Origin of the sequence: Thalassobacillus sp. CUG 92003 (assembly GCF_013618635.1) — a bacterium.
GTDB lineage: Bacteria > Bacillota > Bacilli > Bacillales > Halobacillaceae > CUG-92003.
Genome location: NZ_JABLSJ010000003.1, coordinates 208441 through 232697 on the forward strand (window position 1 = coordinate 208441; position 24257 = coordinate 232697).

General features: G+C 43.6%; 25 protein-coding genes. 7 read left to right on the forward strand and 18 right to left on the reverse strand.

Annotation, left to right across the window (positions count from 1 at the left end; genetic code table 11):
- Nucleotides 1–93: 93 nt before the first annotated feature.
- Together abc-f and HOP45_RS05785 are read right to left on the reverse strand one after the other, a co-directional pair.
- The gene (gene abc-f / locus HOP45_RS05780; protein ID WP_181347970.1) at nucleotides 94–1737 is read right to left on the reverse strand and encodes a ribosomal protection-like ABC-F family protein; all 1644 of its coding nucleotides are present in this window, start codon (nucleotides 1735–1737) and stop codon (nucleotides 94–96) included.
- 412 nt (nucleotides 1738–2149) lie between these two features.
- Complete coding sequence (locus HOP45_RS05785; RefSeq protein WP_181347971.1) at nucleotides 2150–2338, reverse strand: helix-turn-helix domain-containing protein; 189 nt, start codon at nucleotides 2336–2338, stop codon at nucleotides 2150–2152.
- Between the two features lie 330 nt (nucleotides 2339–2668).
- Here HOP45_RS05785 and HOP45_RS05790 point away from each other — a divergent pair, with 330 nt between their 5' ends.
- On the forward strand, nucleotides 2669–4129 hold the full coding sequence (locus HOP45_RS05790; protein WP_181347972.1) for a SulP family inorganic anion transporter: 1461 nt from the start codon (nucleotides 2669–2671) through the stop codon (nucleotides 4127–4129).
- A 39-nt stretch (nucleotides 4130–4168) separates the two neighbouring features.
- Nucleotides 4169–4591, forward strand: a complete 423-nt coding sequence (locus HOP45_RS05795; protein ID WP_181347973.1) for a universal stress protein — start codon at nucleotides 4169–4171, stop codon at nucleotides 4589–4591.
- Between the two features lie 210 nt (nucleotides 4592–4801).
- On the opposite strand, the gene HOP45_RS05800 is transcribed toward HOP45_RS05795, so the two are convergent.
- The 4 genes from HOP45_RS05800 to HOP45_RS05815 all read right to left on the reverse strand — a co-directional run bounded on the left by HOP45_RS05800 (nucleotide 4802) and on the right by HOP45_RS05815 (nucleotide 8827).
- Nucleotides 4802–5710, reverse strand: coding sequence for an EamA family transporter (locus HOP45_RS05800; protein ID WP_181347974.1), 909 nt, complete (start codon nucleotides 5708–5710; stop codon nucleotides 4802–4804).
- A gap of 305 nt (nucleotides 5711–6015) precedes the next feature.
- On the reverse strand, nucleotides 6016–7233 hold the full coding sequence (locus HOP45_RS05805) for an MFS transporter (RefSeq protein ID WP_181347975.1): 1218 nt from the start codon (nucleotides 7231–7233) through the stop codon (nucleotides 6016–6018).
- Between the two features lie 206 nt (nucleotides 7234–7439).
- Nucleotides 7440–7790, reverse strand: a complete 351-nt coding sequence (locus tag HOP45_RS05810; RefSeq protein ID WP_181347976.1) for a VOC family protein — start codon at nucleotides 7788–7790, stop codon at nucleotides 7440–7442.
- Between the two features lie 17 nt (nucleotides 7791–7807).
- Nucleotides 7808–8827 carry a C45 family autoproteolytic acyltransferase/hydrolase gene (locus tag HOP45_RS05815; protein WP_181347977.1) on the reverse strand — a complete coding sequence of 340 codons (1020 nt, stop codon included), beginning with the start codon at nucleotides 8825–8827 and terminating at the stop codon, nucleotides 7808–7810.
- A 254-nt stretch (nucleotides 8828–9081) separates the two neighbouring features.
- Here HOP45_RS05815 and HOP45_RS05820 point away from each other — a divergent pair, with 254 nt between their 5' ends.
- The gene (locus HOP45_RS05820) at nucleotides 9082–9612 is read left to right on the forward strand and encodes a YceI family protein (RefSeq protein ID WP_181347978.1); all 531 of its coding nucleotides are present in this window, start codon (nucleotides 9082–9084) and stop codon (nucleotides 9610–9612) included.
- A gap of 46 nt (nucleotides 9613–9658) precedes the next feature.
- Here the strand turns inward: HOP45_RS05820 and HOP45_RS05825 are convergent, their stop codons facing one another.
- The 8 genes from HOP45_RS05825 to HOP45_RS05860 all read right to left on the reverse strand — a co-directional run bounded on the left by HOP45_RS05825 (nucleotide 9659) and on the right by HOP45_RS05860 (nucleotide 15717).
- Entirely contained in the window at nucleotides 9659–10078 is a 420-nt protein-coding gene (locus tag HOP45_RS05825) for a DUF1801 domain-containing protein (RefSeq protein ID WP_181347979.1), read from the reverse strand.
- Nucleotides 10079–10398: 320 nt separating this feature from the next.
- A complete protein-coding gene (locus HOP45_RS05830) occupies nucleotides 10399–11127 on the reverse strand; it encodes a metallophosphoesterase family protein (protein WP_181347980.1) in 729 nt (242 codons plus the stop codon).
- 12 nt (nucleotides 11128–11139) lie between these two features.
- On the reverse strand, nucleotides 11140–11436 hold the full coding sequence (locus tag HOP45_RS05835; protein WP_181347981.1) for a hypothetical protein: 297 nt from the start codon (nucleotides 11434–11436) through the stop codon (nucleotides 11140–11142).
- A gap of 42 nt (nucleotides 11437–11478) precedes the next feature.
- Nucleotides 11479–11772 (reverse strand): DUF5316 family protein, encoded by a 294-nt coding sequence (locus HOP45_RS05840; protein ID WP_181347982.1) that lies wholly within the window; start codon nucleotides 11770–11772, stop codon nucleotides 11479–11481.
- Between the two features lie 47 nt (nucleotides 11773–11819).
- Complete coding sequence (locus HOP45_RS05845) at nucleotides 11820–11963, reverse strand: hypothetical protein (protein ID WP_181347983.1); 144 nt, start codon at nucleotides 11961–11963, stop codon at nucleotides 11820–11822.
- 505 nt (nucleotides 11964–12468) lie between these two features.
- The gene (locus tag HOP45_RS05850; protein WP_181347984.1) at nucleotides 12469–13452 is read right to left on the reverse strand and encodes a Gfo/Idh/MocA family protein; all 984 of its coding nucleotides are present in this window, start codon (nucleotides 13450–13452) and stop codon (nucleotides 12469–12471) included.
- A gap of 47 nt (nucleotides 13453–13499) precedes the next feature.
- Entirely contained in the window at nucleotides 13500–14408 is a 909-nt protein-coding gene (locus tag HOP45_RS05855; RefSeq protein ID WP_181347985.1) for an endonuclease I family protein, read from the reverse strand.
- Nucleotides 14409–14526: 118 nt separating this feature from the next.
- Nucleotides 14527–15717, reverse strand: coding sequence for a CHAD domain-containing protein (locus HOP45_RS05860; RefSeq protein ID WP_181347986.1), 1191 nt, complete (start codon nucleotides 15715–15717; stop codon nucleotides 14527–14529).
- A gap of 169 nt (nucleotides 15718–15886) precedes the next feature.
- Here HOP45_RS05860 and HOP45_RS05865 point away from each other — a divergent pair, with 169 nt between their 5' ends.
- Nucleotides 15887–16093 carry a hypothetical protein gene (locus HOP45_RS05865; protein WP_181347987.1) on the forward strand — a complete coding sequence of 69 codons (207 nt, stop codon included), beginning with the start codon at nucleotides 15887–15889 and terminating at the stop codon, nucleotides 16091–16093.
- 13 nt (nucleotides 16094–16106) lie between these two features.
- Entirely contained in the window at nucleotides 16107–16616 is a 510-nt protein-coding gene (locus HOP45_RS05870; protein ID WP_181347988.1) for a GrpB family protein, read from the forward strand.
- A gap of 53 nt (nucleotides 16617–16669) precedes the next feature.
- Here the strand turns inward: HOP45_RS05870 and HOP45_RS05875 are convergent, their stop codons facing one another.
- Together HOP45_RS05875 and HOP45_RS05880 are read right to left on the reverse strand one after the other, a co-directional pair.
- A complete protein-coding gene (locus HOP45_RS05875) occupies nucleotides 16670–18355 on the reverse strand; it encodes a glycosyltransferase family 4 protein (RefSeq protein ID WP_181347989.1) in 1686 nt (561 codons plus the stop codon).
- Nucleotides 18352–19458 (reverse strand): CotS family spore coat protein, encoded by a 1107-nt coding sequence (locus HOP45_RS05880; RefSeq protein ID WP_181347990.1) that lies wholly within the window; start codon nucleotides 19456–19458, stop codon nucleotides 18352–18354. The genes HOP45_RS05875 and HOP45_RS05880 overlap by 4 nt, the downstream gene beginning before the upstream one ends.
- A 167-nt stretch (nucleotides 19459–19625) precedes the next feature.
- On the opposite strand from HOP45_RS05880, the gene HOP45_RS05885 reads away from it, so the two are divergent.
- Together HOP45_RS05885 and HOP45_RS05890 are read left to right on the forward strand one after the other, a co-directional pair.
- Nucleotides 19626–20630, forward strand: coding sequence for an NAD-dependent epimerase (locus HOP45_RS05885; protein WP_219914496.1), 1005 nt, complete (start codon nucleotides 19626–19628; stop codon nucleotides 20628–20630).
- A 228-nt stretch (nucleotides 20631–20858) separates the two neighbouring features.
- A complete protein-coding gene (locus HOP45_RS05890; RefSeq protein WP_181347991.1) occupies nucleotides 20859–22538 on the forward strand; it encodes a BCCT family transporter in 1680 nt (559 codons plus the stop codon).
- 84 nt (nucleotides 22539–22622) lie between these two features.
- Here HOP45_RS05890 and HOP45_RS05895 read toward each other — a convergent pair whose 3' ends face one another.
- Both HOP45_RS05895 and HOP45_RS05900 read right to left on the reverse strand, forming a co-directional pair.
- Nucleotides 22623–22970, reverse strand: coding sequence for a DUF4260 domain-containing protein (locus tag HOP45_RS05895; RefSeq protein WP_181347992.1), 348 nt, complete (start codon nucleotides 22968–22970; stop codon nucleotides 22623–22625).
- A gap of 179 nt (nucleotides 22971–23149) precedes the next feature.
- A complete protein-coding gene (locus HOP45_RS05900) occupies nucleotides 23150–24244 on the reverse strand; it encodes an FAD-dependent oxidoreductase (RefSeq protein ID WP_181347993.1) in 1095 nt (364 codons plus the stop codon).
- Between the last annotated feature and the right edge of the window lie 13 nt (nucleotides 24245–24257).

Below are 24257 nucleotides of genomic sequence, written 5' to 3' on the forward strand. Positions count from 1 at the left end.
AGTTTCACCTTTTAATTAGTGTAATCATTTCAAAGGCTGCTCTTATAAAAAAAAGCGACAATCCCTTATGGATCATCGCCCTAACTCTACACCTCATCCTTTCATCTCATTTATTTTTTTCGTGAGTTCTATAAATCTTAGGTCAAGCTCCTCGTATTCTTTATCTTTAGGCGTCATCAAGCTAAGCTTTCCCAATACTTCTTGGCGTTCTGTCTCAAGCGTCAATCGCGTTTCCGCTTCAACATCTCTTTTGACTGAAGACGTATGACTAGTCAATTGCTTATGAATGGTATTTTCCGAAAAAATAAGCTTCACGTCCGTTGTTTTTTCAAGAAAATAACGATCGTGGGACACGACTAATAGCGTGCCATTGTATTGAGCTAAGGTGTCTTCAAGTTGTTCACGGGAAGGCAAGTCTAAGTGGTTCGTCGGTTCATCCAATATGAGGACGTCTTTTTCTTCAAGGATAAATTTCATGAGCTTACATTTAATCCGCTCGCCCATGCTCATCTGTTCAATCGGCTCTGTCCACTGATATGTCAAGAAACCCAAATGGTTCATTAAGTTGCGTACATGCCCTCTCTCTTCGAATGTCGTTTTATCAAATAATTGTTGAGGCGTTTGATCGAGCGGTAAGTCAAACACGTCTTGCGTTAAATAACCAATATCTGCTGATGGGGAAACCCATATTTCTCCTTTGGATACGGGTTCTACTCCTTTGATCATATTCAAAAAAGTCGTTTTACCACTCCCATTCGGGCCGGTCACTGCCACTTTTTCACCACGCTGAATCGTAAAATGAGCCCCTTTAAATAATGGGGTACCTTCAAATGATTTTTCTAGATCTTTAACCTCTAAGAATCGCTTCCCTATTTTATTATGCGATTTTAATGAGAACTTAACGTCGTATTCAGACTGAGGGGCCTCGACTTTCATTTTGTCCAGTTCTTTTTCAAGACGCTTTTGTTTAGATTTAACTTGGGAATCCATTCGTTTAGCTTTTACTCGATAGTATTCTTTTTCACCTTCCTGCTTAGTAGATTGCGCATGCGCTGAGGTCGACCAGGACGTTAATTGATCCATTTGATTTTCAATTCGAGCGATCATGTCTTGTTGTTTTTCATAGGTACGCTGCTGAGCAAGCCTTCTTTGTTCACGGATTTGCATGTAACTTGTGTAGCTGCCACTATGACAGATAAGTTCCTGGTTTTCGATTGACCATATCTTTGTCACAACTTTATCTAGAAAATAACGATCGTGGGAGACAAGAATAACGGTACCCTTGTAGCTGTTGAGTTGTTTTATGAAAAACTCTAAACTCTGAGCATCTAGATGATTGGTTGGTTCGTCTAACAATAAAATGTCCGTATCTATTGCCAGACCCCGTGCAAGGCGCGCTTTTAATTTTTCACCTCCACTTAACTCTGAAAAATTACGGAGTGGCACCTTCCACTTCTTTAAAAGGGATTCCTCTAAAGGCGTAACTTCACCAAAGCGATATGTTTCGGTTTCCTGCTCAACCATCGCTATTCTTAAATCATCGTGTAAATGTTTAATGTGGCCTGCCGTTGGAGGAAAGTCACCATTTAATAATTGCAGCAACGTGGATTTGCCTGCCCCATTTTTACCGATAATGCCAATAATATCGCCTTGCTGCACATTCGCATTTATATTTTCAAAAATAGTCTGATCCTGCATCTCAACTTTCGCATGTTGCACCTGCATGATTTCGATCATCTGTATCACCCTTCTTATTGAGGGAGAATAAAAAAATCCTCCCAACTTGTTTGGAAGGATTAGTCACATCACATTTTTTGCTCTACTCAAATAAGAGCCACTACGCTTTACCTTAGATGTGGATGTAAAAATGGGCAGACTAATCCTAAATTTTGCAATCTGAAATAATATACTATTTCAAACGTTAAAAAATAGGTTAGTTTTCCATTGTCCACCCATCAGTCCTTTCGTTTAATAGTATCTAGAATACTACCATTGTTTATTCTAGTTCGCAAGCTGATCTGCCACATATTTCCATTTCGTCAAAACTCTTAAAAAGAGGACCTAAGCGTACCGCTATTATGCATGATATGCCCTCAAAGCAAAAAAAAGAGCATTGAAATCCGGATTCAATGCTCTTTTTCCTGTTCTTCTATAGATTTTCTCCATGTTTGAGTTTACCGATATATTCTCTCAGGTCTTCTTTACGAACTCTCCAATGACGACCGATTTTAAACCCAGGGATCCGTCCTTCTTGCACTAATTTATATGTAGTGACTTCACTGATCTGAAGATATTCAGCCACTTGGGACACCGTCATAATTTCTTGCTCATGTTCCATAAATAGACCTTCCTTTAACTGAAGTATGTACTAATAGTGTATACTGTTTGCTCAAATATCTCAAATACATTCTCCCCGGCAATTAATGCACCAACCAGTCAAATGAATTCGAATTGACCACGCTAACCGCCTTCCATAAACGGATTTGTAATTTTCTTGTTCATGTAAACGCTTAACAGAAAAATACCCATTGCAATTCATATCATTATCTTATAATCTATTATAGTCTGTTATAGACGATTATAAACTAAACCTTAAAACGAACCCATTTTACTATACGACTGCTGCGAGACTCAGTAGTCTTAAATAAAGACAAGAAAGAGGGTATTTATGTCAACTTCAGCCATCAAAGAACAATGGTTCGGGAACTTGAAAGGCGATATTCTCTCCGGCATTGTGGTCGCCTTAGCGCTTATCCCGGAAGCCATCGCTTTTTCTATCATTGCCGGAGTCGATCCGATGGTCGGATTGTACGCTTCCTTTTGTATTTCACTCGTTATTGCTTTTGTTGGGGGCAGGCCGGGCATGATTTCCGGGGCGACCGGCGCTATGGCCTTAGTTATGATAACATTGGTAGCAGAACATGGTATTGAGTATTTGCTTGCTACCACGATATTGACGGGAATCTTACAGGTGTTATTTGGCACGTTCAAGCTTGCCCGATTCATGAAATTCATTCCACGGTCCGTTATGGTGGGATTTGTGAACGCATTAGGCATATTAATTTTCACCTCACAGCTTCAACACTTTGAGAATGAATCGTGGGTCATCTATGCGTTAGTCGGATTGACATTAGCCATCATTTATCTTTTTCCTTTAATATCAAAATCGATTCCTTCCACACTGGTTGCCATCGTTGTCGTTTCAGCAATAGCAATTTCTATGAACATGGGTGTTCGAACCGTCGGAGATATGGGAGAGTTAACACAAACACTCCCGCTTTTCGCTTTGCCGAGCATTCCGCTCACCTTTGAAACCTTAATGATCATCTTCCCTTACGCCCTGGCATTAACGATTGTCGGATTATTAGAGTCGTTGTTAACCGCGGCAATTGTTGATGATATGACCGATACGGAAAGTAATAAAAACAAAGAAAGCCGCGGACAGGGCATTGCGAATATTGTTACGGGTTTCTTTGGAGGAATGGGAGGCTGTGCCATGATCGGCCAGTCCGTCATTAACGTTAAATCCGGGGGAAATGGCCGCCTGTCCTCTCTAGTAGCTGGTGTGACCCTTATGTTCTTGATCATTGCTCTTGGGGGTGTTGTCGTCCAAATTCCAATGGCGGCATTGGCGGGCGTCATGATAATGGTATCCATCGGCACATTCGATTGGAGCTCGGTCAGAAACCTTCATAAAGTTCCGGTATCCGATGGAGCGGTTATGGTTGTGACAGTGCTCACTGTCGTGCTGACTCATAACCTGGCTTACGGCGTCTTAGCCGGCGTCGTCCTGAGCATGATATTCTTTGCTGTAAAAATATCAAAAGTACGCGTTCTTTCTTTATACGTCAACAAAGGAACCAAGCGGATTTATTACGTGCAGGGCCAACTGTTTTTCGCTTCGGTCACGGATTTTCTATCTGAAATAGAATTCAAAGACTCTGTTGATGAAGTAGAAATCGACTTAAGTGACTCTCACCTTTGGGATGATTCCGCAATCGGCGCACTAGATAATGTAGAATCAAAATTCCTGCAAAATGGCATCCAAGTGAAGTTCATAGGACTCAACGGCGAAAGCTCTCGTTTGCTGAACCGACTGGGCGGCGTCTCAAAAAACTCCGGCCATTAACGACTTGGATCAAAATGTGAAATATAAAGGAGTTCTCTTATGTTTAAACGCATACTACTAGCAACGGATGGATCAGAGCATTCGCAGCGGGCAATTGACGAAACAATTAAAATGGTGACACCCTATAAAGACCAGGTCACCATTGATCTTGTTTATGCTGTCGACGGAGAAACATCAAAATCAGATGTCCTGAAATACGGTGACGCTCAAACAGCAACGATCAAACGCAAAGAAAAATTCTTACCAACCATTCAGTCGATTGAAGCTCAAGAAATTGATGCTGATATCATCCTCCTGCACGGAAACCCAGCTGAAACCATCATTGAATATGCCAATGAGCATGACTATGATTGTGTCGTTGTCGGAAGCCGTGGTCGCAATAAGTTTCAAACTTTGATTTTAGGAAGTGTGAGCCACAAGTTGGTGAAATATGTCCAGGCTCCCGTTATCGTTGTTAAATAGAAAAAACGTGCAGTTCCTCTTGGCTGCACGTAAAAAAATCCCGGCTGTGGAGGGCCGGGATTTCTTTGTCCGTAACAGGGATTGATATGGACTGTATCCACTATATCTAACTTCGTGCTGCTAATCAATGAATTGAGCATAATTTAATGAAATAGGACTAAACCAAGTTATTTTGAACGAAATCAAACACAACCTTTTCTATCCTCTCAATCATTGATTAGCAGGTCCCAAAGACCGTTTATTGTACATGAACTGATCCCCAAGTTCATTGACGACAATGGCCATAATGATCAATAATATACCAAACCACTGTAATACAGTAACAGATTCAGAGAGAATCAACATAGCGGACACAATGGCTACCGGCAACTCGATCGAACTTAAAACATTAGCCAACCTGCCTGAAATAAGCGGCGCCCCTCCCGCAAAGAACAAAGGCGGAATTACAGCCCCAACCAGGGCAATGCCGGCCCCCAACGCCCATAAACGGCCGTCATCAAGATAGAGTGTCGGAATGTCCTGATAAAAAATAATCAGTACGAGAATAGTAGCCCCCACAATCATGATAAAACTACGAAGGATCGGGTGCGAAGTTGTCGCCGCCTGACCACTAAAAAAAATAAAGCCCGCATATGTAACGCCCGCCAGCAGTCCTAAAAGTATCCCTATCGGCGCAAAATCAAGCACATCGCCACTGAGCACATCTGAAGCAAAAAACACGCCCGTCAACGTAATAACTAACGAAATGAAATTGACCCTCGTCGGCTTCATTTTGCTGAAAATCCATTCATAGACCATACCGATCCAAACGAATTGGAAAAGAAGTATAATGGCCAGTGAAGCAGGCAAAAATTCCATCGCACCATAATAAAAAATACTCGTCAGCCCAACGAATAACCCGGTCACAATAATAGTTATGAAGTCCTTCTTTGTGATGCCATTGAACTTCAGCCCTTTAACGAGGCTCATCCCCCCTAAAAGGATAACAGCCACCACCATTTGAGTAATGTTCAATTGCCCTAATGAGTAACCGAATTCAAACCCTGTCTTAACGAATATCGGCGTAAACCCAAAACTAGCAGCTCCCAACAAAACAAGCATAATCCCTTTCCATTTCATAAACGACGCCTCCCTATCTCCTTTGAAAGTGTAACGTATAAAGGAAGACAGAAAAACCTTCTTGCACTAAGCGCAATCGCCCATGTGAGAGGTGAAGCCGCCCAAGCATGAGCTAATCGCCCAAATACAGAGCAGAACTGCCCATGTTGCTACCACAATCGCCCATGTGGGAGGTGAAACCGCCCAAGCACGAGCTAATCGCCCAAATAGAGACCAGAATCGCCCAAATAGCAGCCGAACACAAATAAAAGGTGCTGGTGGTCCTTCGTCTCGAGAACAAAAGCCTGCCCAGCCCGACATCCAAATTAAATATCAGGATCTTCCGTATATTTAGGTGGAAAACTTCCCCTGGATAGCACGAGATAAACAGCAGCAGTTGCTAATAATAAGCCAGCTATCAAAAAAACATACTGAACACCGAAAACATCCGCTAGAGCACCGAGTATTAAAGACGCGAGTCCGAACGTTAGCGAAGTTAATGCCCCTTGAGCTCCATAAATTTTCGGCAGTTCCTCGGAAGTAGCTTCCTGCTGCAGGTAGGTTTCTATGGTGATGGATTTTACCTGCTCCACAACACCATATAGTACAGATAGTGTTAAAGCGACCCATGCTATGGAGTTGAAACCAAATAAAAGCGTGATGATACTTACGCCGCAAGATGAATAGATGAGCAGCTTTTTCAGATGGTATTCGATTACTTCCGAATACCGGATGCTTAACAAACCACCAACTAAGAGGCCGATGAAAAATGTGGTATTGACATAACCCCACCACGCTTCAATTTTCTCCAACACTTCAGAAACAAAGACATAAATGATGGCCGCGATCCAAACCACATTCGCGATGGATTCAATAAAAATGACGACGTGGATTTTTTTGAATAGCGGTGTATACCATATGGTTTGCCAACCTTCTTTCAATACATTCGCCCTATCCTTCACTTCACGAGGAGAAAATGGGGTCGAATCTTGAATAAGTGCCACCATCAAAGAAGATATGACGAACAAACCGAACGTCAGCCAAATCACGGCCTGGCCTCCGATCCAGGCAACCAGGAGGCCCCCTAATGCCCATGCTCCCAGCTGAATCAGTTGATTGACTACGGAAAAAAAGCTATTCGCTTTTACAATTTCCTTCTTGCTCAGTAACCTCGGAAGCATCGCCCTACTGGCAGGGGCTGCCCAACCATCTAAAAAAGCAACAACAAAGATCAAAGTAAGTATGGCCATCATAGAAAAGGATGACTGTAACGTTATCCATATCGCTAAAATAATTAAGACAGCTGTCTTACTAATCTGTGAACCTGCTAAAAGTGTTTTTAATGGATACGTGTTAAAGAGAAGCGGAGATAAGTACCCGCTTAAGAACCGACCGAACGTATTGATAAATGGCAGCAGCGCTAAATAAAAGGCTGACTGTGAAACAATGTACATAATTGAGATCAGGCCTACGATATAAAACACATCACCTAAATTGGAGCAAGCCTGGCCCATCCACAAGAACCGAAAGGATGAAGATTTCAATGTTATCTACCCCTTTTTATCGTTTTTTTATCCGATGAAAAAGGGTGTGTTTACATCTACGAATAACCTCCTTACATTTTTTACAAGCAATCAAAACCATTCAATATTTACCGCCAGAATTAACCAAGGTTACAAAATACCAGGGTAGTTAATTGAAAGATTTCATCCTGTCGGTGTGTAACTCGTGGGTAAAACCACGCACTCCATTACTGATGAGTAAGTATATTAATCAGTTGCCCGAATGGATCTCTAACGTAGAATCGCCGCACTCCCCACGGCTCTTCAACAGGTCCATACTCGATCGGATATCCTGCTTCTTTCATGCCGCGCAGGGCTTCATCGAGATCATCCACTTCGATTGATAGATCAGGAACTGGCGTATCAGACCCTCCCTGTGAAGCAAAACTCACTTGGCTGTTTGCTTTGTCCTTCAAACCATATGTTGCGATCCATCCGTGATCCATAAGTTTTTCAAGCCCCAATACGACCTGATAAAAGGATGCGGCTTTTGACATGTGCTGGGTTTCAATATTACTCACAATTCGTTTGACTTTCACTTTATCACTCCTTAATGTTAGTTGTCCTCAATAAACCCTTTTAGGCAATGAACATTGAGGTCTTCCCCTTTGACCCATTGTTGAAAATTAATATCTAATACGTGGCTGCTTTGAGCAATGGTCGTTAGAATTCTTGCATCTGAATAGGCATATGAGAAGGTATGAAGGGTACCGAATAAGTCCTTATAGTCTGTAAAAAACACGGGTGAAGTGACGCTGCTAAAGTGATGGAACATTTCCTCATGCGAGCGTTTTTTATCTTCCAGGTTATCTAAGTAGTTATGACGCTTGGTCGAGCCTTCGATAGACGTTCGATTGTTACTTTTAAGCAAGGCGTCCTGAAAATGATTCGCACAAGCTAATGATGACTGCCCGGGCCGTACAACGACTTTATCAGGAGTCGCTTCTACGACCGCACTATTACCAAGGTTATCTCCAACAGAAAAATTGTAACAGGCAGCGTGAGGCATCTCTTTAAGCATCACCGTTGCTTCATCGACGGAAGAGCACGTATCCAGAACCATCCTTACGGCCATCCAGGGAGCCAGACCTGTCGTGTACCCGTAGTTACTTACAAAATGCAGCCCTATCACGACGCCTTTCTCGTTGACACCTTCATGTCTTCCCACGATTTGAAGCGAATACCCCGCCGATGCATAACTGTGTTCTGATTGTACCAAACTAAAAACGCCATCATATAGTTCAGGTGCAAAATCGTAATTTCTAACGTAATAATCCGGTGTAGCGACGGCCGAGCACCCCATGGCTTCCGTTTTGGGCACATCATAACCGCTGAACATAGCTGCCGCCTTTGAAAACGAAATGTCTAACCCTTGAGCTAACCCATCTAACTCTTCAAGTAAGTGGGGAGCATATGTGGCGTAGATAGACCTCATACGTACCACATCTATTTTATCTTTGGTCAACGCTTCAAACGTTTTGATAATTGAGTGGTGTTGAATTGCTTCCCCTGTCTTCACCCCTATGTTAAAGGGACGATCTCTGAATTGCAGAACATTAACGGAGAATACCGACATCATAAGCCTCCCTCGTATGACATGATCATGCATTTTCTTCTCAAGTCTATCGTGTCTTCTTGATCAAACCCCTCATTTAATGCTTTGTTTGGATAGATTTCCTAGGGGGAAGTAGTCTTATATGTGTTCGTTGGGTCACCAAGAAGGTGAACATAATGGAAAATCTGCAGGCAATATATCTTGACTTCGAGATAAAATAACGTTATCGTAAGGTTTAGTAAGGTTAAAATCACTTATATTCAGGAGGCGTTTCAATGTCTACACTTACTTTAGACAAAGTACACAGCAGTTTGGATTTTCAAATTAAGCATATGATGGTTTCCAAAGCGAAAGGCGAATTCAAGGATTTCGATGTGGATTTCAAAGGCGACCTTAATAACCTTTCCGAAGCGAGCGTAACTGTAACAATCCCTGTGACCTCGATTAACACTGGAAATGAAGATCGCGATAATCACCTTCGCTCCGGCGATTTCTTTGAAGCCGAAAAGTATCCTAATATGGTATTCGAAAGTAAATCCATTAAGAAGAAGTCAGACGACGAATTTGAAGTAACAGGTGATTTCACTGTCAAAGGCGTGACCAACGAAGAAACGTTTACAGTCGAGTACAACGGTACCGCTAAAAGTCCTCTAGACAATAGCATGGTTGCCGGGTTCGATGTTTCAGGCACCATCAACCGTGAAGCTTACGGCATGACTTATAACGCTGCGCTTGAAACGGGCGGCGTCCTCTTAGGTAAAGACGTGAAATTCCAAGGTGAATTTGAATTTGTAGTATCTGAGTAAATCATGACAAAAAGTTCTAACCTTCTTACATAGGTTAGAACTTTTTTTATTGAGGATACGTTTCTTGCAAATATGCAACGGATTGCTTGATCAATGCTCGTAATACATCCGTATCAATATCAGCTATTTTATTGATGTACACACACGCCTTACCCGTTTTATGTTTACCTAGCTCCTTCAACAACTCCTCACGCTGCGGGTCACCTGGAGCAAAATATAAACTGATTTTGGCTTTCCGTGGGGAAAAACCAACCAGCGGTGCGTCGCCTTCATGACCAGAGTTGTATTTATAATGGTAAGAGCCGAACCCGATAATACTTGGTCCCCACATTTTCGCTTGGAAGCCCGTGGTTTCAGAGAAAATATCCAATAATTCATACGCATCTTCCCGCTTCCTCATACTGTCAACATCTTCGATGAATGCCATAACGTCCCCATCATTTTCTTTCGTTTTCAGTTCGTACATCGTTTCCTCTCCTTTTCAGCTAAAGCATCTGTTTTTTATAGACACAAAATACAGCCGTACCGCAAAGCAACAGCATGGTTAAAAAACTGCGTTCAAACAGATTATTTAAATTAGTCCCAATCGTGAATAGTAATGCTAGAACACCTAGACCAACGAGAAAGCGTTCTCTATATGTATTAAACATGCTGGATAATAACCAAATCCCTATAAATAGCGCGACACATATAGCCACTTGAATAAACAACTCGACACCTCTCATAAATTTTTATTGTGTAATTATGTACTTCTAGCATAATCGTGAATTTCCTTCTTCAGGAAAATTATATGTAGATATTAAGGATAATCTCTTTTCGTGGCATGGAGCTCTGCTTCAGTTCACTGACAAATTCATCAAATTTATAGGCCACAGCTTGCTGATGAATGGTGATCTCAGTTGGCATAACATCTATGATGCCATACCGAGCATAAGGCTTATTGAAGCAGCCGAGGGAACCAGGGTTAAAGAATGTTTGATTATTACATGTTAAATGATGACGCCCATGGTCATGGCCAAAACAAACTAACGAACATTCACTCAGCCTGCTTAAGGAGGAAAAGTTTTCTCGTGAAGGAGGGCCTTGCAAATCAAACGGATCCATACTTATCGGAGCATGGTACGCAGCTTGATCCATAGGATAATGGGTGAAGTGCAGTTTATGCCCGTAGATTGTATGGTTTATTACTCGAGGGAGTATGTCTAATTGAGCTTTACAATGCTGCTCCAGTCTATTGGCGATCCATTCATGATGAGGGATCACATTAACCCTGCTCTCAGGGTAGGGTTCGTTTTTCAACAGGGCAAGAACGGCTTCATCATGGTTCCCGGTTATCATGGAAACGTGGTCTAATTCCATTAAAGCGTCGAGCACTTCATTAGAAAAAGGGCCGATCCCGATCATATCTCCAAGGCAATAAATGTGATCGACTCCCCTGCCTTTTATATCTTCAAGGACTGCATTCAAAGCATGACGATTTCCGTGTATATCTGTAATGACAGCTATTCTGTACATCTCTTTGCCCCTTTACCGACCGGAACTAGTGCTCTTTTTTGTCTCACGTATCACTTTCAGAAATAAAGGGAGTGATACGAGCACACAGAAAAACGGAACCACTGTTTTTAGAAACGTACCCACACTTTCCTCGTCAGCCAGAAGGTTCTCTGGCAGAAATAACACGAACACGACACCAGCTAATAACGGTGTGTTAGCAAGCGCATGTTTACTTCCTTTGCTTGATGGTGTTTTAGCAAACAGGGCATAAGCTGCACCTGTTACTACTACTAACAAAATAACGACGGCTACCCATCCGAAAACAGACATTCTCCACTCCTCCTTTTGTAAACGAGTTACGCCCTCATACTATCAAATCATAATACTGACAATAAGCATCACAATTATAAAAACAGCATTAGGTGCACTCATGAGTAACAGTTTCTTCGTCCAGTTATCCTTTCGAATACGATCGCTTTTAACATCTGAATCAACATTTACTCGCTCACCTCTAGAGAACGCCCCTGTAAACACTGCTACACCTAATATTGGTATTAATGCTGCCACACCTGCTAGTTTGAACGGGAACTCCCACTCCGATGTATAGAGCCCATTAATAAGAGCAACTAATGTGAATATCCCACCGAAACAAACATATTTAAACATCGCTCATCCCCCTCTAAGAATTATACGTGTGAGATGGAGCAAATGTTTCAGCATTGCCGCTTTATCGCCGATTTCCGCTGCTTTATCGTCGCTGCTGAGCCATTTATCATCGCTCCCTCCTCACTTATCGTCACTCCACTCAATATCATCGGTCCTCGCTGTTTTATCGTCGGTTCTCTTACATTTATCATCGCTTCTCTCAATTTGCATGTTGAGGAAGCAGCAACACAGCCGCCCCCCCTCGTAAACTTTCATTCTATTTTCTTTTATATTTATTTACGCACATTTTTTTATTTATTTAGCATAAACGCTCAAGCCCACGCATATACTTTTAATGTAAAAGACTGTTCTTTTACATGTTCTAATTTTAGAGGACAGGTGGGTTCCGTATTATTAAACGTGCTGGATTATTCAATCGTCATGTCATGAAGTGGGAAATGGTCTATGCAACGCGTGATTTGTCTGATTACTACCGGATTATGGGTGCTTTGAAAAACGTCGGATTGAAGCCTAGAACTAAGACGATCAGCGCGGGTGCAGGTACTGGTAACGGCCATGGGTTCGAATGTAACTATCAAATTTTTGTTCCGGTAGAGTCGATTCACCGAGCCGAAGAATCTCTCAAATGCTGCTAAAACGCAGGAAAGCCTGATTCCTTATCATAAACGGAACCAGGCTTTCTCTTGTCTATGTTTTCTACGAATGTTGATAATAGGCTTGCAATAGTTCATCCATGACCCGATTGGTGCGAAGGGCGGATTCCCCTGTGCTGGGAGCTTCACCTTTCCCAAGCAGCTCTTCTACGACGGATTGAATCAAGCACTCCTGAATATGTTTGGGATGCTCAATAATAAACTGCCGGGATCCCTCTGCAGTCTTCAGTGTCACCGGTTTTTCTTCAAAACAGGAAAACGTAATTTCACCTTCGGACCCAACAATCCGGTTCTTTTCCTCGTTTTTATAAGCGGCAAAACTCCACATTCCACTTCCGATGATACCGTTTTCGAACCGAAAACTACCGCTGACAATATCTTCTGCAGGATAAGCTTGCTGCTGGTTTGCGGCAAACCCTTTAACCTCTTGAACGGGACCAAGGAGGTAATCCATTAAATCCAACGTGTGTGATGCCACGTCGTAAAAAATCCCGCCGCCGCTTACATCCGGCCGGACACGCCATGGCCATTCGCCATTCTCGTCTTTTTCCATCAGCTGCTGCGTTTGCTGGATCGAAACAAAGCGCACATCTCCTATAGCACCCTGTTCAATTAATTCCTTCACTTTAAGAAACCTCGGCAACGCTCTGCGGTAAAATGCCACGTATAAGGGCACACCCGCTTCGTTGCAAACGTCTATCATCTCACGGCATTCGTCCTCATTCATCGCCATTGGTTTTTCCACATAAACAGGCTTTCCCGCCTTCGCTGCTTCTATGGTGTACGTTTTGTGGGAAGAAGGCGGGGTGGCAATATAAATAACATTAACATCAGAATCATGAATCAAATCTTCTGCTTGATCGTACCACTTCGGCACCCCATGACGCGCAGCGTAATCTTTCGCCAGCTCACCATTTCTTCTCATAACAGCCACCAACGAACTGTTCTCAATTTTATTAAAGGCCGGGCCGCTTTTCACTTCCGTTACATCGCCACAACCAATAATTCCCCAGCGAATGTCATCCATCTATACCTCAACCTTTCTCTCGTTTCGTTACCTTTCAATGTAACACACTAGCCCCTTGTGACACATGTCTCATATAAGTCAGCCATTTTTTCAGGAAAATCAATGAAGGGGTTCCGGTTCCCCTGGATCTCATAGATTGCCTGGTTACGGTGCTGTTCATAAACCGTTGGAGGGAAATCTCGATGCCATTCCAACAATAAAGCTAGCTTTATTTTTTCCTTATGAGCATGCTCTATTTTATCGGGATAACGTAAAAGAAAATACAACGTCGCTCGAGCCACTGTACCTTTACCGAACTCTGGTTCAAACAAATGTTCATCCGCTTTGCCGCACTGGTCTTCGATACGTTTCACTGTCGCATTCTCAGCGGGATAATCAGCAAAATCATGAAAAGGATAATTACTTCTAATCGAATTACACAACGGCTCACACGTAAATAAATGATGAAGGTCCCCGCGCATTGGTTCTGCGCCATCAAACCAGGACTGGGGCACAGCATGTTCACAGTTATATTTATAAGCAGCCATAATTTGCAAAGCCGCTTCCTCAGAATCCTGGGCATCTTCAACTTGAGCCAAGGCTTCTTTGCGCTTCATTGAAGTGGCGTGGTCTGCTTTCACGACCTCCTCCGGTTGACGTGTTTGACCCGAATAAATACTAGTAAGCTTGCCATCCGGCCGTAAATCCACCCACGGATACACGTACTCACTCGGATCATAGCGGAGTTTTTGAGTATGCGTTGTCTGCAGTAGGGTGCTAACCTCGTCTATCTCCTCAAAATGCAATGCCTCATAATACTGGTCGACAGCTTGCTCATTTTTCTCCTGATCAAAATACGATCGTTCGTGTTTCTCCAGCTCTTCTAAAGTCCGCTTCGTTTGATAAAGACGACGCTCGAGCAGCTTATTATCAGCTGCCTCGGCAAGCTGCACATCCTCCTGAATATTAAACCCCATAAGTCCACCCCTCCAATATTATTACGTTCTCTAAACGCGCTTTCTTTTCCTGTTCAATGCCCAAAAGCAAACAAGCCGCTCCTCTGAAAACTGATGAGGAGCGACTCTCATATTTTAGTTAATCGACTTTCACTTCATTCACGCGGCTTTCTAATTCATCTTCCAATTGCGCTTTGACTTCTTTAGCGTGTTTCTTTTTGATATCCAGTTTATCGCGCTGCTTATCAAAAGCTTTCAGCCAGTCCTTCACATCATTCACCGGTCCGAATTGATCCTGAAGCTGTTCATAATACTTAGCAGATGTTTGGTAATCTTGTTCATACATGGTGTCCAGGTACTTATAAATGTAGCGAATATGTTTGGAAGCAATCCTTAAGGCGTGCATGGACTCGAGTGCTTCCTGAGATGCCGGACCATGTTCGGCCACAACCGCTTTGTAATCCTCCATTCGGTTGGCGATGTCCTGTTCATATTCGTCCAGACGCGAGGCTACCGATAACGACAGAATGTAAGCATGCAGTTCTTCATCAATAAAATAGCGCCACCTTTCCTGGAAGTTTTGATCGATGATAGCCGGAAGCTTTTCTTCAAGTTTCTCTTGATGTTTTTTCCGCTTTTGCTCTACGCGTTGATACACTTCCCGGTACACCTCGGCCATTCTTTCCTCGTCCACATATTCTTCAAACGCTTTGAATCCTGCAATCAAGACATCTCGCTCTCTAACTGCACCTAATCGCTTATGCGCCTCTTCAAGCGACTTTATGATGTCATGCTTCTCGGACACACCGATAAATTGCAATAATGCTTTGAGACGGCGGTCTTTAACCCGGGCCTGATGAGTATCTTCTTCATCCTCAAACCTTAGCGCCTGCTTACAGTAGTGGAGGTATTCACTCATGAGGCCGTCTAAGAGATCACCCCACCTGTGCACGATGTTTTGATTTCCTTCTGACAGACAATCCCGGCAAACGAATTTCGTTTTTACTTTAATGAGCGATTGATTATTTTCACAAATTTCACAGACTTCGAACTGACCGTTTAATTGGACCTCATCTTTTTCCGTACGCATTTCAATATGCTTCCCTTGTTCCCAATCGAGCTCTTGTCTCAATTCAATTGGAATGACAAGACGACCATATTGGTCCAACGTCTTGGGTTCTTCCCCGCTTTCTGTTTTGGAAAGCTTAAGCCCGTCTCCTGTCATCTGCACGTCTAATGGTTGATTAGACAATTCCAGTTCATCCCGAATTTCCTTAGGAATAACGACACGCCCGATCTTGTCCAATTGCCTTACGTAAGTTTCACTCATAAAGATTCCATCCACCCTTTAGAAAATCTGCTCATACTTCTAACCTTCCCCCTCCACGTAATCCCTTAACCTCATGCGCAAAATCTTTACATTCCTTTACAAATGGTCGCAATAAATACTCCATGGTAGACTGAATAAAGGCGAACCGACGATAAAGCGGCGGGAAGCGATGATATTCGCGCTGGACGCGACGATAAATGAGAGTGGTCCGATGATAACGCGACGGCGGGCGATGATAATGGCGGAAGCGACGATATTCGCGCTGCAACCGACGATAAGTTGGAGCGGTCCGACGATAACGCGCCGGCGGGCGATGATAACGCGACAAGAAACGATGATATTACGTCCCAACAGCGTACATATTCCATTTTTATAGGGAGAGATGAGAGATGAGAAAAGTAGACGTGCGATCACACGACTCTAATTGGAAAATAATGTTTAATGAAGAAGCGCAGCGCCTTAGAGAGGTGGTCGGAGATGAAATCATTGCTATCCATCACATCGGGAGTACGGCAGTAGATGGCCTGAAGGCTAAGCCGGTGATCGATCTTATGCCCGAGGTGCAATGCATCGACGCTATTGATGATTATAACGAGGCGATGAGGGAACTCGGTTACGAACCGATGGGGGAAAATGGTCTAAGCGGCCGGCGCTTTTTCAAGAAAGGCGGTGATCAGCGCAGCCATCACCTCCATATGTACGAAACCGGCCACCCTGACGTGCACCGCCACTTGGCCTTTCGCGATTACTTACGCATTCATCTAAAAGAAGCTAGACGGTACGGGGATTTAAAAGCGGCATTAGCTCAACGTCATCCTTATGACATGGAAGCCTATATCACTGGAAAAGAGGCGTTGGTACTAGAGATTGAACGAAAAGCGCTTGCGTGGTCAACATGAGCTCAGGCTGCCGAGACTTGTTCTCGCCAGCCTGATAGGAGTGTAAAGAGTTATTAATCGTTACATTTTCGCTCGCTTAGACGAACCCTGTCTCCAGAATTCCTTTTATGCCTTTCCAGTACGTTGTTATTGGCCATTTTCCGCTTTAAAGCCTGAACACGGCGAAACTCATCTCGCTTACTTCGAGGCTCAAAGTAAAATCGAGGCGTCACGTCTTGTTGATCAGTGTCCTCTTCCTTTTGAGCTGCTTCCTCTTCTTGTTGAGCCATTTCTTCTTTGTGTTTATGAACGTGAGCCTTGTTGCGTTTAATGAATGTGGGTTTCGATCGAAATGGTACAGGGTTGGTCGGTTCATTGGCTGGACTGGAATTGTCCTCTTCTGATTCTGCCTCCTCTGTTTCCTTGATTGCCGATGACACGTCTTTCTCATTCTCTTTCTCACTGTCTCCAGACTGAATTGACACATCTTCTTCAGCTTCAACACTGACTTGAGGTGGTGTCGTCTCGCTCGTCTCTTCCACTGAATCCTCTTTAGGCTTTTGGAGTTCTCCTTCCTGAGTCACTGGAAGCTCATAATCTCGAGAATCCATATGTTCCACTTCATCCCATACTGCCGAAACATCGCGGACGACTCGATCCCAGGCATAATATTTTTCTGCTAACGTTCGCCCGTATCGTCCCATCTCCTCTCCTTTATTAGGGTTGGATATGAGGTAGGACAGGTGTTTGACGAACTCACTTGTATCCTCCGGGTTTTCAACCAGAATTCCATTTTTATAGGGTTCGATGACTTCTTTATTGCCACCCCTGTCTGTCGTGACAATAGGTAAAGCGGCCGCCATCGCTTCGTAATGGACACGGGCAAGCGGCTCTTGCCACTGGGACGTACATACAAAAATGTCTGAAGCTACAAACCATTCATGAATCTTATCAGGAGATACAAATCCTGTTTGGATGACTGGGATGGGCAGCCGTTCGGCAAGCGCGCGAACGTATCCAATATAATCGGTTACAGAGTTATCACTGAACCATTTACTTCCCATAACCACAAGCGCTACGTCCTCATGCTGTCGGGCTAATTCAGGTATCGCACGAATTAGTACGTCGATTCCTTTGTTCGGCGACAACCTGCCGGCATACAAAATCACTTTTTTCGAAGTGAGGTTGTGCTCCTGGCGTATTTTGGCTCTTAATTGTTTGGCTTCTTGTGAGTACGACGGCAAAAACCGATTCAGATCCACTCCCGAATAGATGGGCTGGAGTTTAGGAGCAGCTTCAGGAAACAAATCCTCAATCGTCTTGGCTATATACTTGCTGATGGTGATGATTTTATCAACTTTTCTGACAGCCGAAGCTCCTTCTTCACGATCGATTTTTTCAGGTTTGAACATATCATTATGCATGCTGAGAATAATTTTTGAATCTGGTGCCAATTCACGGACGGCGTTGACCATGCGTGGCCGATTGAAAATGTGAATCAAATCATAATGCTCATTAGACGATTGCAAATAACGTACGACATGGGCGCGATACGTTTCCAACAGCCCGCCTTCGACTCTGACAAAACGAACACCATCCAGCATTTCATCGTCTGCAAGAGCTTCGTCACTTCGCCCGAGCACTGTAATCGTGTGCTTTTGTTTTAATTCAGGAAGAATCCCGTCAATATACGTTTGAATGGCTCCACCTCGAATAGGAGGTACCGGCAGTTTTTCCGTACATATGATTAAAATATTCATTCAGTTGGTTGCCCTCCTTTCCTATCGTTAGCTAATTGTTCCAACACGGGCCACTTAGTCTGCTCAAGATCTATGATCTCTTGCAATTCTTGAGCTAATGTGTCAGTTAAAAACAGGGCGGGGTCATAGACAATTTCCTTGACGTTTTTATAAAATAAATTGGGGAGTGATAAATCGATCAGTAACATCTCGAATTCTTCGTCTGAAATGGGATTGGCGTCATCATAAGCCTGGATCATGTCTCTCGCCCAATTTATATCCCAGTGCCCCATAGCATGCATCCGGTCGATGATCAGCTTTCTCAAGTCACGAATCGCGATGTCGTAGGATACACCATCCAGGTCAATCACCCACATGCCATCGTCAGCCAGTTGAGCATTGGACCAGCCGTAGTCCTGGTGAACAAGACTTGCATCTTCCGTTCCCCTCGCCACAAAATCCTCGTAAGGAGAAGCCATCAGCCGCTCGCGTGCTTGGCTCGCCTGCTCCTGGAACATATCAATCACATTTAAAATAGTTGAGCTTGCCGGCATCTCGCTGTAAGCCGTTGCAATATCCTGAAACCACCCGAGTTTCTTTTCCACTCGCTCATACGTCCGGGGCCAGCGATGGAGGCGTGATATTTTCTCTGCTTCAGCTGGAGGAACGTAGCCTTTAGTGAGCTTGTGGAATTCCCCTAACGTGTAGCACAGCTTTTTCGTGCCTTCCAAATCCTCCGGTAGCTGCTGCAATGTCTCGATCCAGTTGGCCACAAACCAAAGCTTTCCTCCCATTTCAACATAGTCGTTCCCGTCTTTTGTTTTTACGATGGCCGGGACTTTAGCATTTTTCTCATTCACTAAATAATTTTGTGCCCCTAGACTAAACTTGCTGTGAGTGGGTCGGCGGTGCAACAGCTTCAGACTAAAAGGGCCATGATCGGTATCAATTTTCCATATGGCCCCGCCTTTCTCTTCTTTCGTTGCCATAACCGTCATGTTTTGAACACGAAAGTGGTAGTACTCTGCCACCTGATGGGCTATTTCCTCGATGTACGCCGGAACTTGAAATGAATCCTGAGCATTCTCATCGACCACCCACGGTTCTATTATTTGATCAGTCATTTTTTCACCTCCGTTGATATATGTAGTCTATTCCATCCCCCATACTGGGTATGGTGTCATGACTTACATAAACGAAAATTAGGCAAAAAAATAACCACGACCCGTGTGAACATTTGACAAAATGCATCATACAGTACAGTTAAATAGAGGGAATACGGGGTGACGAGATGATATTAGTTACGGGCTCAGCAGGTTTTATCGGAGCTCATGCAGCCAAGCGATTACTAGAGCTGGGACATTCTATTATAGGCATAGACAACATGAACGATTATTATAGTGTTCAATTAAAGAAGGACCGGTTAACATTATTAACGCATGAACACTACAGCTTCGAGCAGATCGATTTGGCCAATCGCGATGAGGTGCAGCACATATTTAAAACTTACCAACCGACGACCGTCATTCATTTGGCTGCCCAGGCGGGGGTTCGGTATAGTCTGGAGAATCCGCATGCCTATATCACTTCGAATATCGTCGGGTTCATGAATATTCTTGAAGCATGTCGACACCATCAGGTCGAACATTTGATTTATGCCTCGTCGAGTTCTGTTTATGGCATGAATACCAAAATGCCGTTTTCCGTTCATGATAATGTCGATCACCCCGTCAGCCTATACGCCGCCACGAAGAAGGCGAATGAACTTATGGCCCACACATACAGCCACCTTTACGGGCTGCCCACTACCGGGCTTCGTTTCTTTACGGTCTATGGACCATGGGGCCGTCCGGACATGGCCTTGTTTCGTTTTACCAAAGCCATTCTCGACGGAAAACCGATCAAACTCTATAATAATGGCGACATGAAGCGTGATTTCACATATATTGATGATATTGTCGAAGGAATGATTCGTCTGATTGACCTCCCCCCTGCTCCAACACCTCAGTGGGATGCTCATTCAGCAGACCCCGGCACGAGCTCTGCTCCCTACCACATTTATAACATCGGCAGCAATAAACCCATTAAACTCATGGATTTCGTTACAGCCTTAGAGAACAAACTTGGTATCAAAGCTAAGAAAGACTTCCTGCCTTTTCAAGACGGTGATGTTCAAATTACCTACGCTGATGTTCAAGATTTAATGAAGAAAGTCGGCTATCAACCAAATACACCACTTCAGCACGGAATTGGAAAGTTTGTAGACTGGTATAAAGAATATTACGGATTTACCTAATAAATTCAAACGTGTTTGCTGACATTTCATATATTTTGTCACTAACATGAGATATTTAGCGGGTCTAATAATGTGTAAAAATAGATTCGATCGGCATTTTACAAACATGATGTGAAGTGTTAAATTACAACAAGTTTATTGAGGACGTATGCATAACGGCCTTGATAACAGCTACATACATTACTGCTGGGGAAGGGAGCCAGGTGTCCAAGTCACTGACACAATTTTATGACCCAACAAAATTATACGTACGAAACCAAAAAACCCGGATCCGTATTTTTAATTGCTGCTCTTCTTGTTGCAATATTTGTTCTATGGGGTGCACTTAACCCCGCCTCTCTGAACTCGACAGCTGAGCAAGCTCTTGGCTGGATGATTGAAAATTTTGGCTGGTTTTATATGCTGATCACAGCGATTTTTATTCTGTTTGTTTTCGGTCTGGCAATCAGTCCATTTGGAAAATTACGATTAGGCAAAGTTGGGGACAGGCCCGAATATTCCTGGCCGACGTGGATCGGCATGTTGTTTGCTGCAGGCATCGGGGTCGGCTTTGTATTTTGGGGAGTGGCGGAGCCCGTGCTTTATTATTTGGAACCGCCGCCCGGCTACTCGCCTGAAACATCCGGTGCAGCCATTGCCGGTCTTCGCTATGGCTCTTATCACTGGGCGCTTCATCCGTGGGCGATTTTTTCAATTGTCGGACTGACCTTGGCATACGTACAATTCAGGAAAGACCGCCCTGCTTTGATCAGTTCCGCTTTCTATCCGATTTTAGGAAAACGGGTGGATCAATGGCCTGGCCAAACAATTGATATCCTTGCCGTATTGGCCACATCAACCGGTGTCGCCACCACTTTTGGACTTAGCGCTATGCAAATAACCGGAGGCCTGTCTTACATTTCGCCGATACCTAACAACGCCATCACACAACTGGTTATCATCTGTATCGTGACGGTCTTGTTCATGGTGTCGGCTGCAACCGGTGTCAACAAAGGCATCAAGATTCTCAGTAATATCAATTTGGTCATTGCCGGACTCTTCCTTACATTTGTCATTGCTGTCGGCCCGACCATCTTCATCGCAGAAAATTTCGTCACCACGCTCGGAGGATACGTGTCCAACGTCATTCCCATGAGTTTAACCTTAACACCTTTTACAGAAAATGAATGGCTCGGTACGAACACGATCTTCTTCTGGGCATGGCATATTTCATGGGCACCGTTTATGGGCTTGTTCATCGCCCGCATCTCGCGCGGTCGAACCATTCGAGAATTCATGGCAGGCGTCTTGATTGTGCCCTCCCTGCTTGCGATCATCTGGTTTACAACGTTCGGCGGCACGGCCTTAAGCCTCGCTACCAATGGCGCGAGCGGTATTGGAGAGCTGGTCACCGGTAATGTCGAGCTCGCCCTGTTCGCCACATTGGAACAACTGCCCTTCAGTATGGTGACAAGCGTACTAGCCGTCATGCTCATTTTAATCTTTTTCATTACGTCAGCCGATTCCGCTTCGTACGTATTGGGAGCGATGACGTCTAAAGGGAGCCTTGCCCCCTCATTACGTGTCAAAATGGTGTGGGGTTTTCTGATTGCGGGCTCAGCAAGCGTCCTACTCTTCAGCGGTGGAGGCGGACTAAGCGCACTCCAAACCGCTTCCATTATCGCCGCTCTGCCTTTTGCTATCATTATGATCCTGATGATCATATCGAATATGCTCATGTTCAAGTCAGATTGGAAACACAATCAAACCACGCCACAGAGCATAAACTATGAAGCGGTCAAAGCAGAAGTCCGCGAAGATATTAAACACGAAGTTTATGACGACATAAAAGAAGAACTTTACCAAGACGTCAAAGAAGACATCCTGGAAGAGCTTCAAGCTGAAGATAAAGTTGAGAATAATAATTAGAAAAAGCTGCCCCTGTCTACCGAGAGCTGGGGCAGCTTTTTCACTTAATCTCGGCAACTACATCTTTGATAATGCTCTTATCATCTAGACTTTTTGTAGATGCGTCTCTTTAAAATCGCTCGGGTATTTTAAGCCATACCCAATCGTTCGATCCATCCCTATGTGGGCAAGCCAAATAAGACTTAGACTTAATAGGAAAGCTTGATTACTCAGAACACTTGATATGATTAGCACTAAAGGAAAAACATATGTATGCCCCGCGTTGTATATGATGCCCCCCATCTTTTTGTTAATCGCATACCCAACCATAGACAAATCTGGCACCAGTAAGAATGCTAAAAATAACCACCAACTGCTGCCGAACTGAGAATAAAAGTACAAAGTGCCCAGAAATACGGTCAACCCTTCAAGATGCAAAAATACTTTACTCATTTGCCGCCCCCTATGAAAGCCCTATTCATACACATTTACGCTACTTAACTGTAAAAGTTCCATTTACCTCATATTTTGTTCTGTTTTTTACTATAAATTTATAATCAATCTTTTACCTTCACACTAAAAAAAGCCCCTCAAATAAATGAGAAGCTTCAGCAAAACCGCAGTTCAAGACCTTACTTTTCAGTCGACCGAACAAAGGGATGAATAACACGGCTCAATAGTTTAAGTACGTTCATATGTTTATTTGTAATCAACCCCTCAACCCATTTAACCTTTACGGACTTCGTTAACAGGTCTAGCTGCTTGTTGTCTAATGTCTCTATCGCGCGCCTCAACGTCAGAGAATCGTGGTAGCTTTGATATAAATCTTGGACAAGTTCGTTGTAATCTCCTACTCCAGCGATATCATGGGCTGCATAAATGCCGGTCAACATTGATTCGAATTGACCAAACCCGAATAAAGGGGAAATGGCTCCCCAACAATTACCTACAAAAAATGTATTGCCAATTCTAGCGTTTTCCGTCTTGCCTGCTCGATAATCCTTGATGGAAAATGTTTCACGCACTCTTAAATCTTGATTCAAACGCTTGCAGTATTCAGCCAGACATGCGTTCCAAAGTTGTTCTTTATCCACGCCTTCATTCTCAGGATATTGCGGATAAACCAGCACGAATGACGCTTCACGTTCAGAATGAGGGAGTAAATATGCCATACCTTTAGGTGCAAGTTTATTATTGAAGAAGGTATGTACGTCTGTCCGATTGAAATCTCCCTCGACAATCGCTCCTTTAAAACTAGCTTTAAAGGCCTCTTCGTAAGGCTGTAATTGTTCTGTATCCATCGGATCGCCTGTGGCAAGTACCACGTGCGTATACGCTTTGGATAAATCTTCATGTGTGACATTCTGCTGAAAATGAATCTTGCTTTTCAGCTGATTGGCAAGTTGTTTTTCAAATGATTCCGAGTGTTTTCCCCTCATATTGATGAACCCCAGCTGGCCCTCAATATGAGCTGATTCATGTTCGGAATGAATGAACACCTTATTGACACTATTAGTCGGCTTCAGGTGTATCCCATGAGCTTCAGAAATATATTTCACAGCATCATCATAAGGGTGATAAAACATGGAAAGCATCGCTTCTGCCACGATAAAACGGTCTCCTACCATGCCGCGTTTTTCATAAATTTCAGCTTGATAGCCATACTTTTCCAAGGTCAAGGCACATGTTAACCCTGATAAGCCAGCGCCCATTATCGCTATTTTCATACGCAGCCTCCAA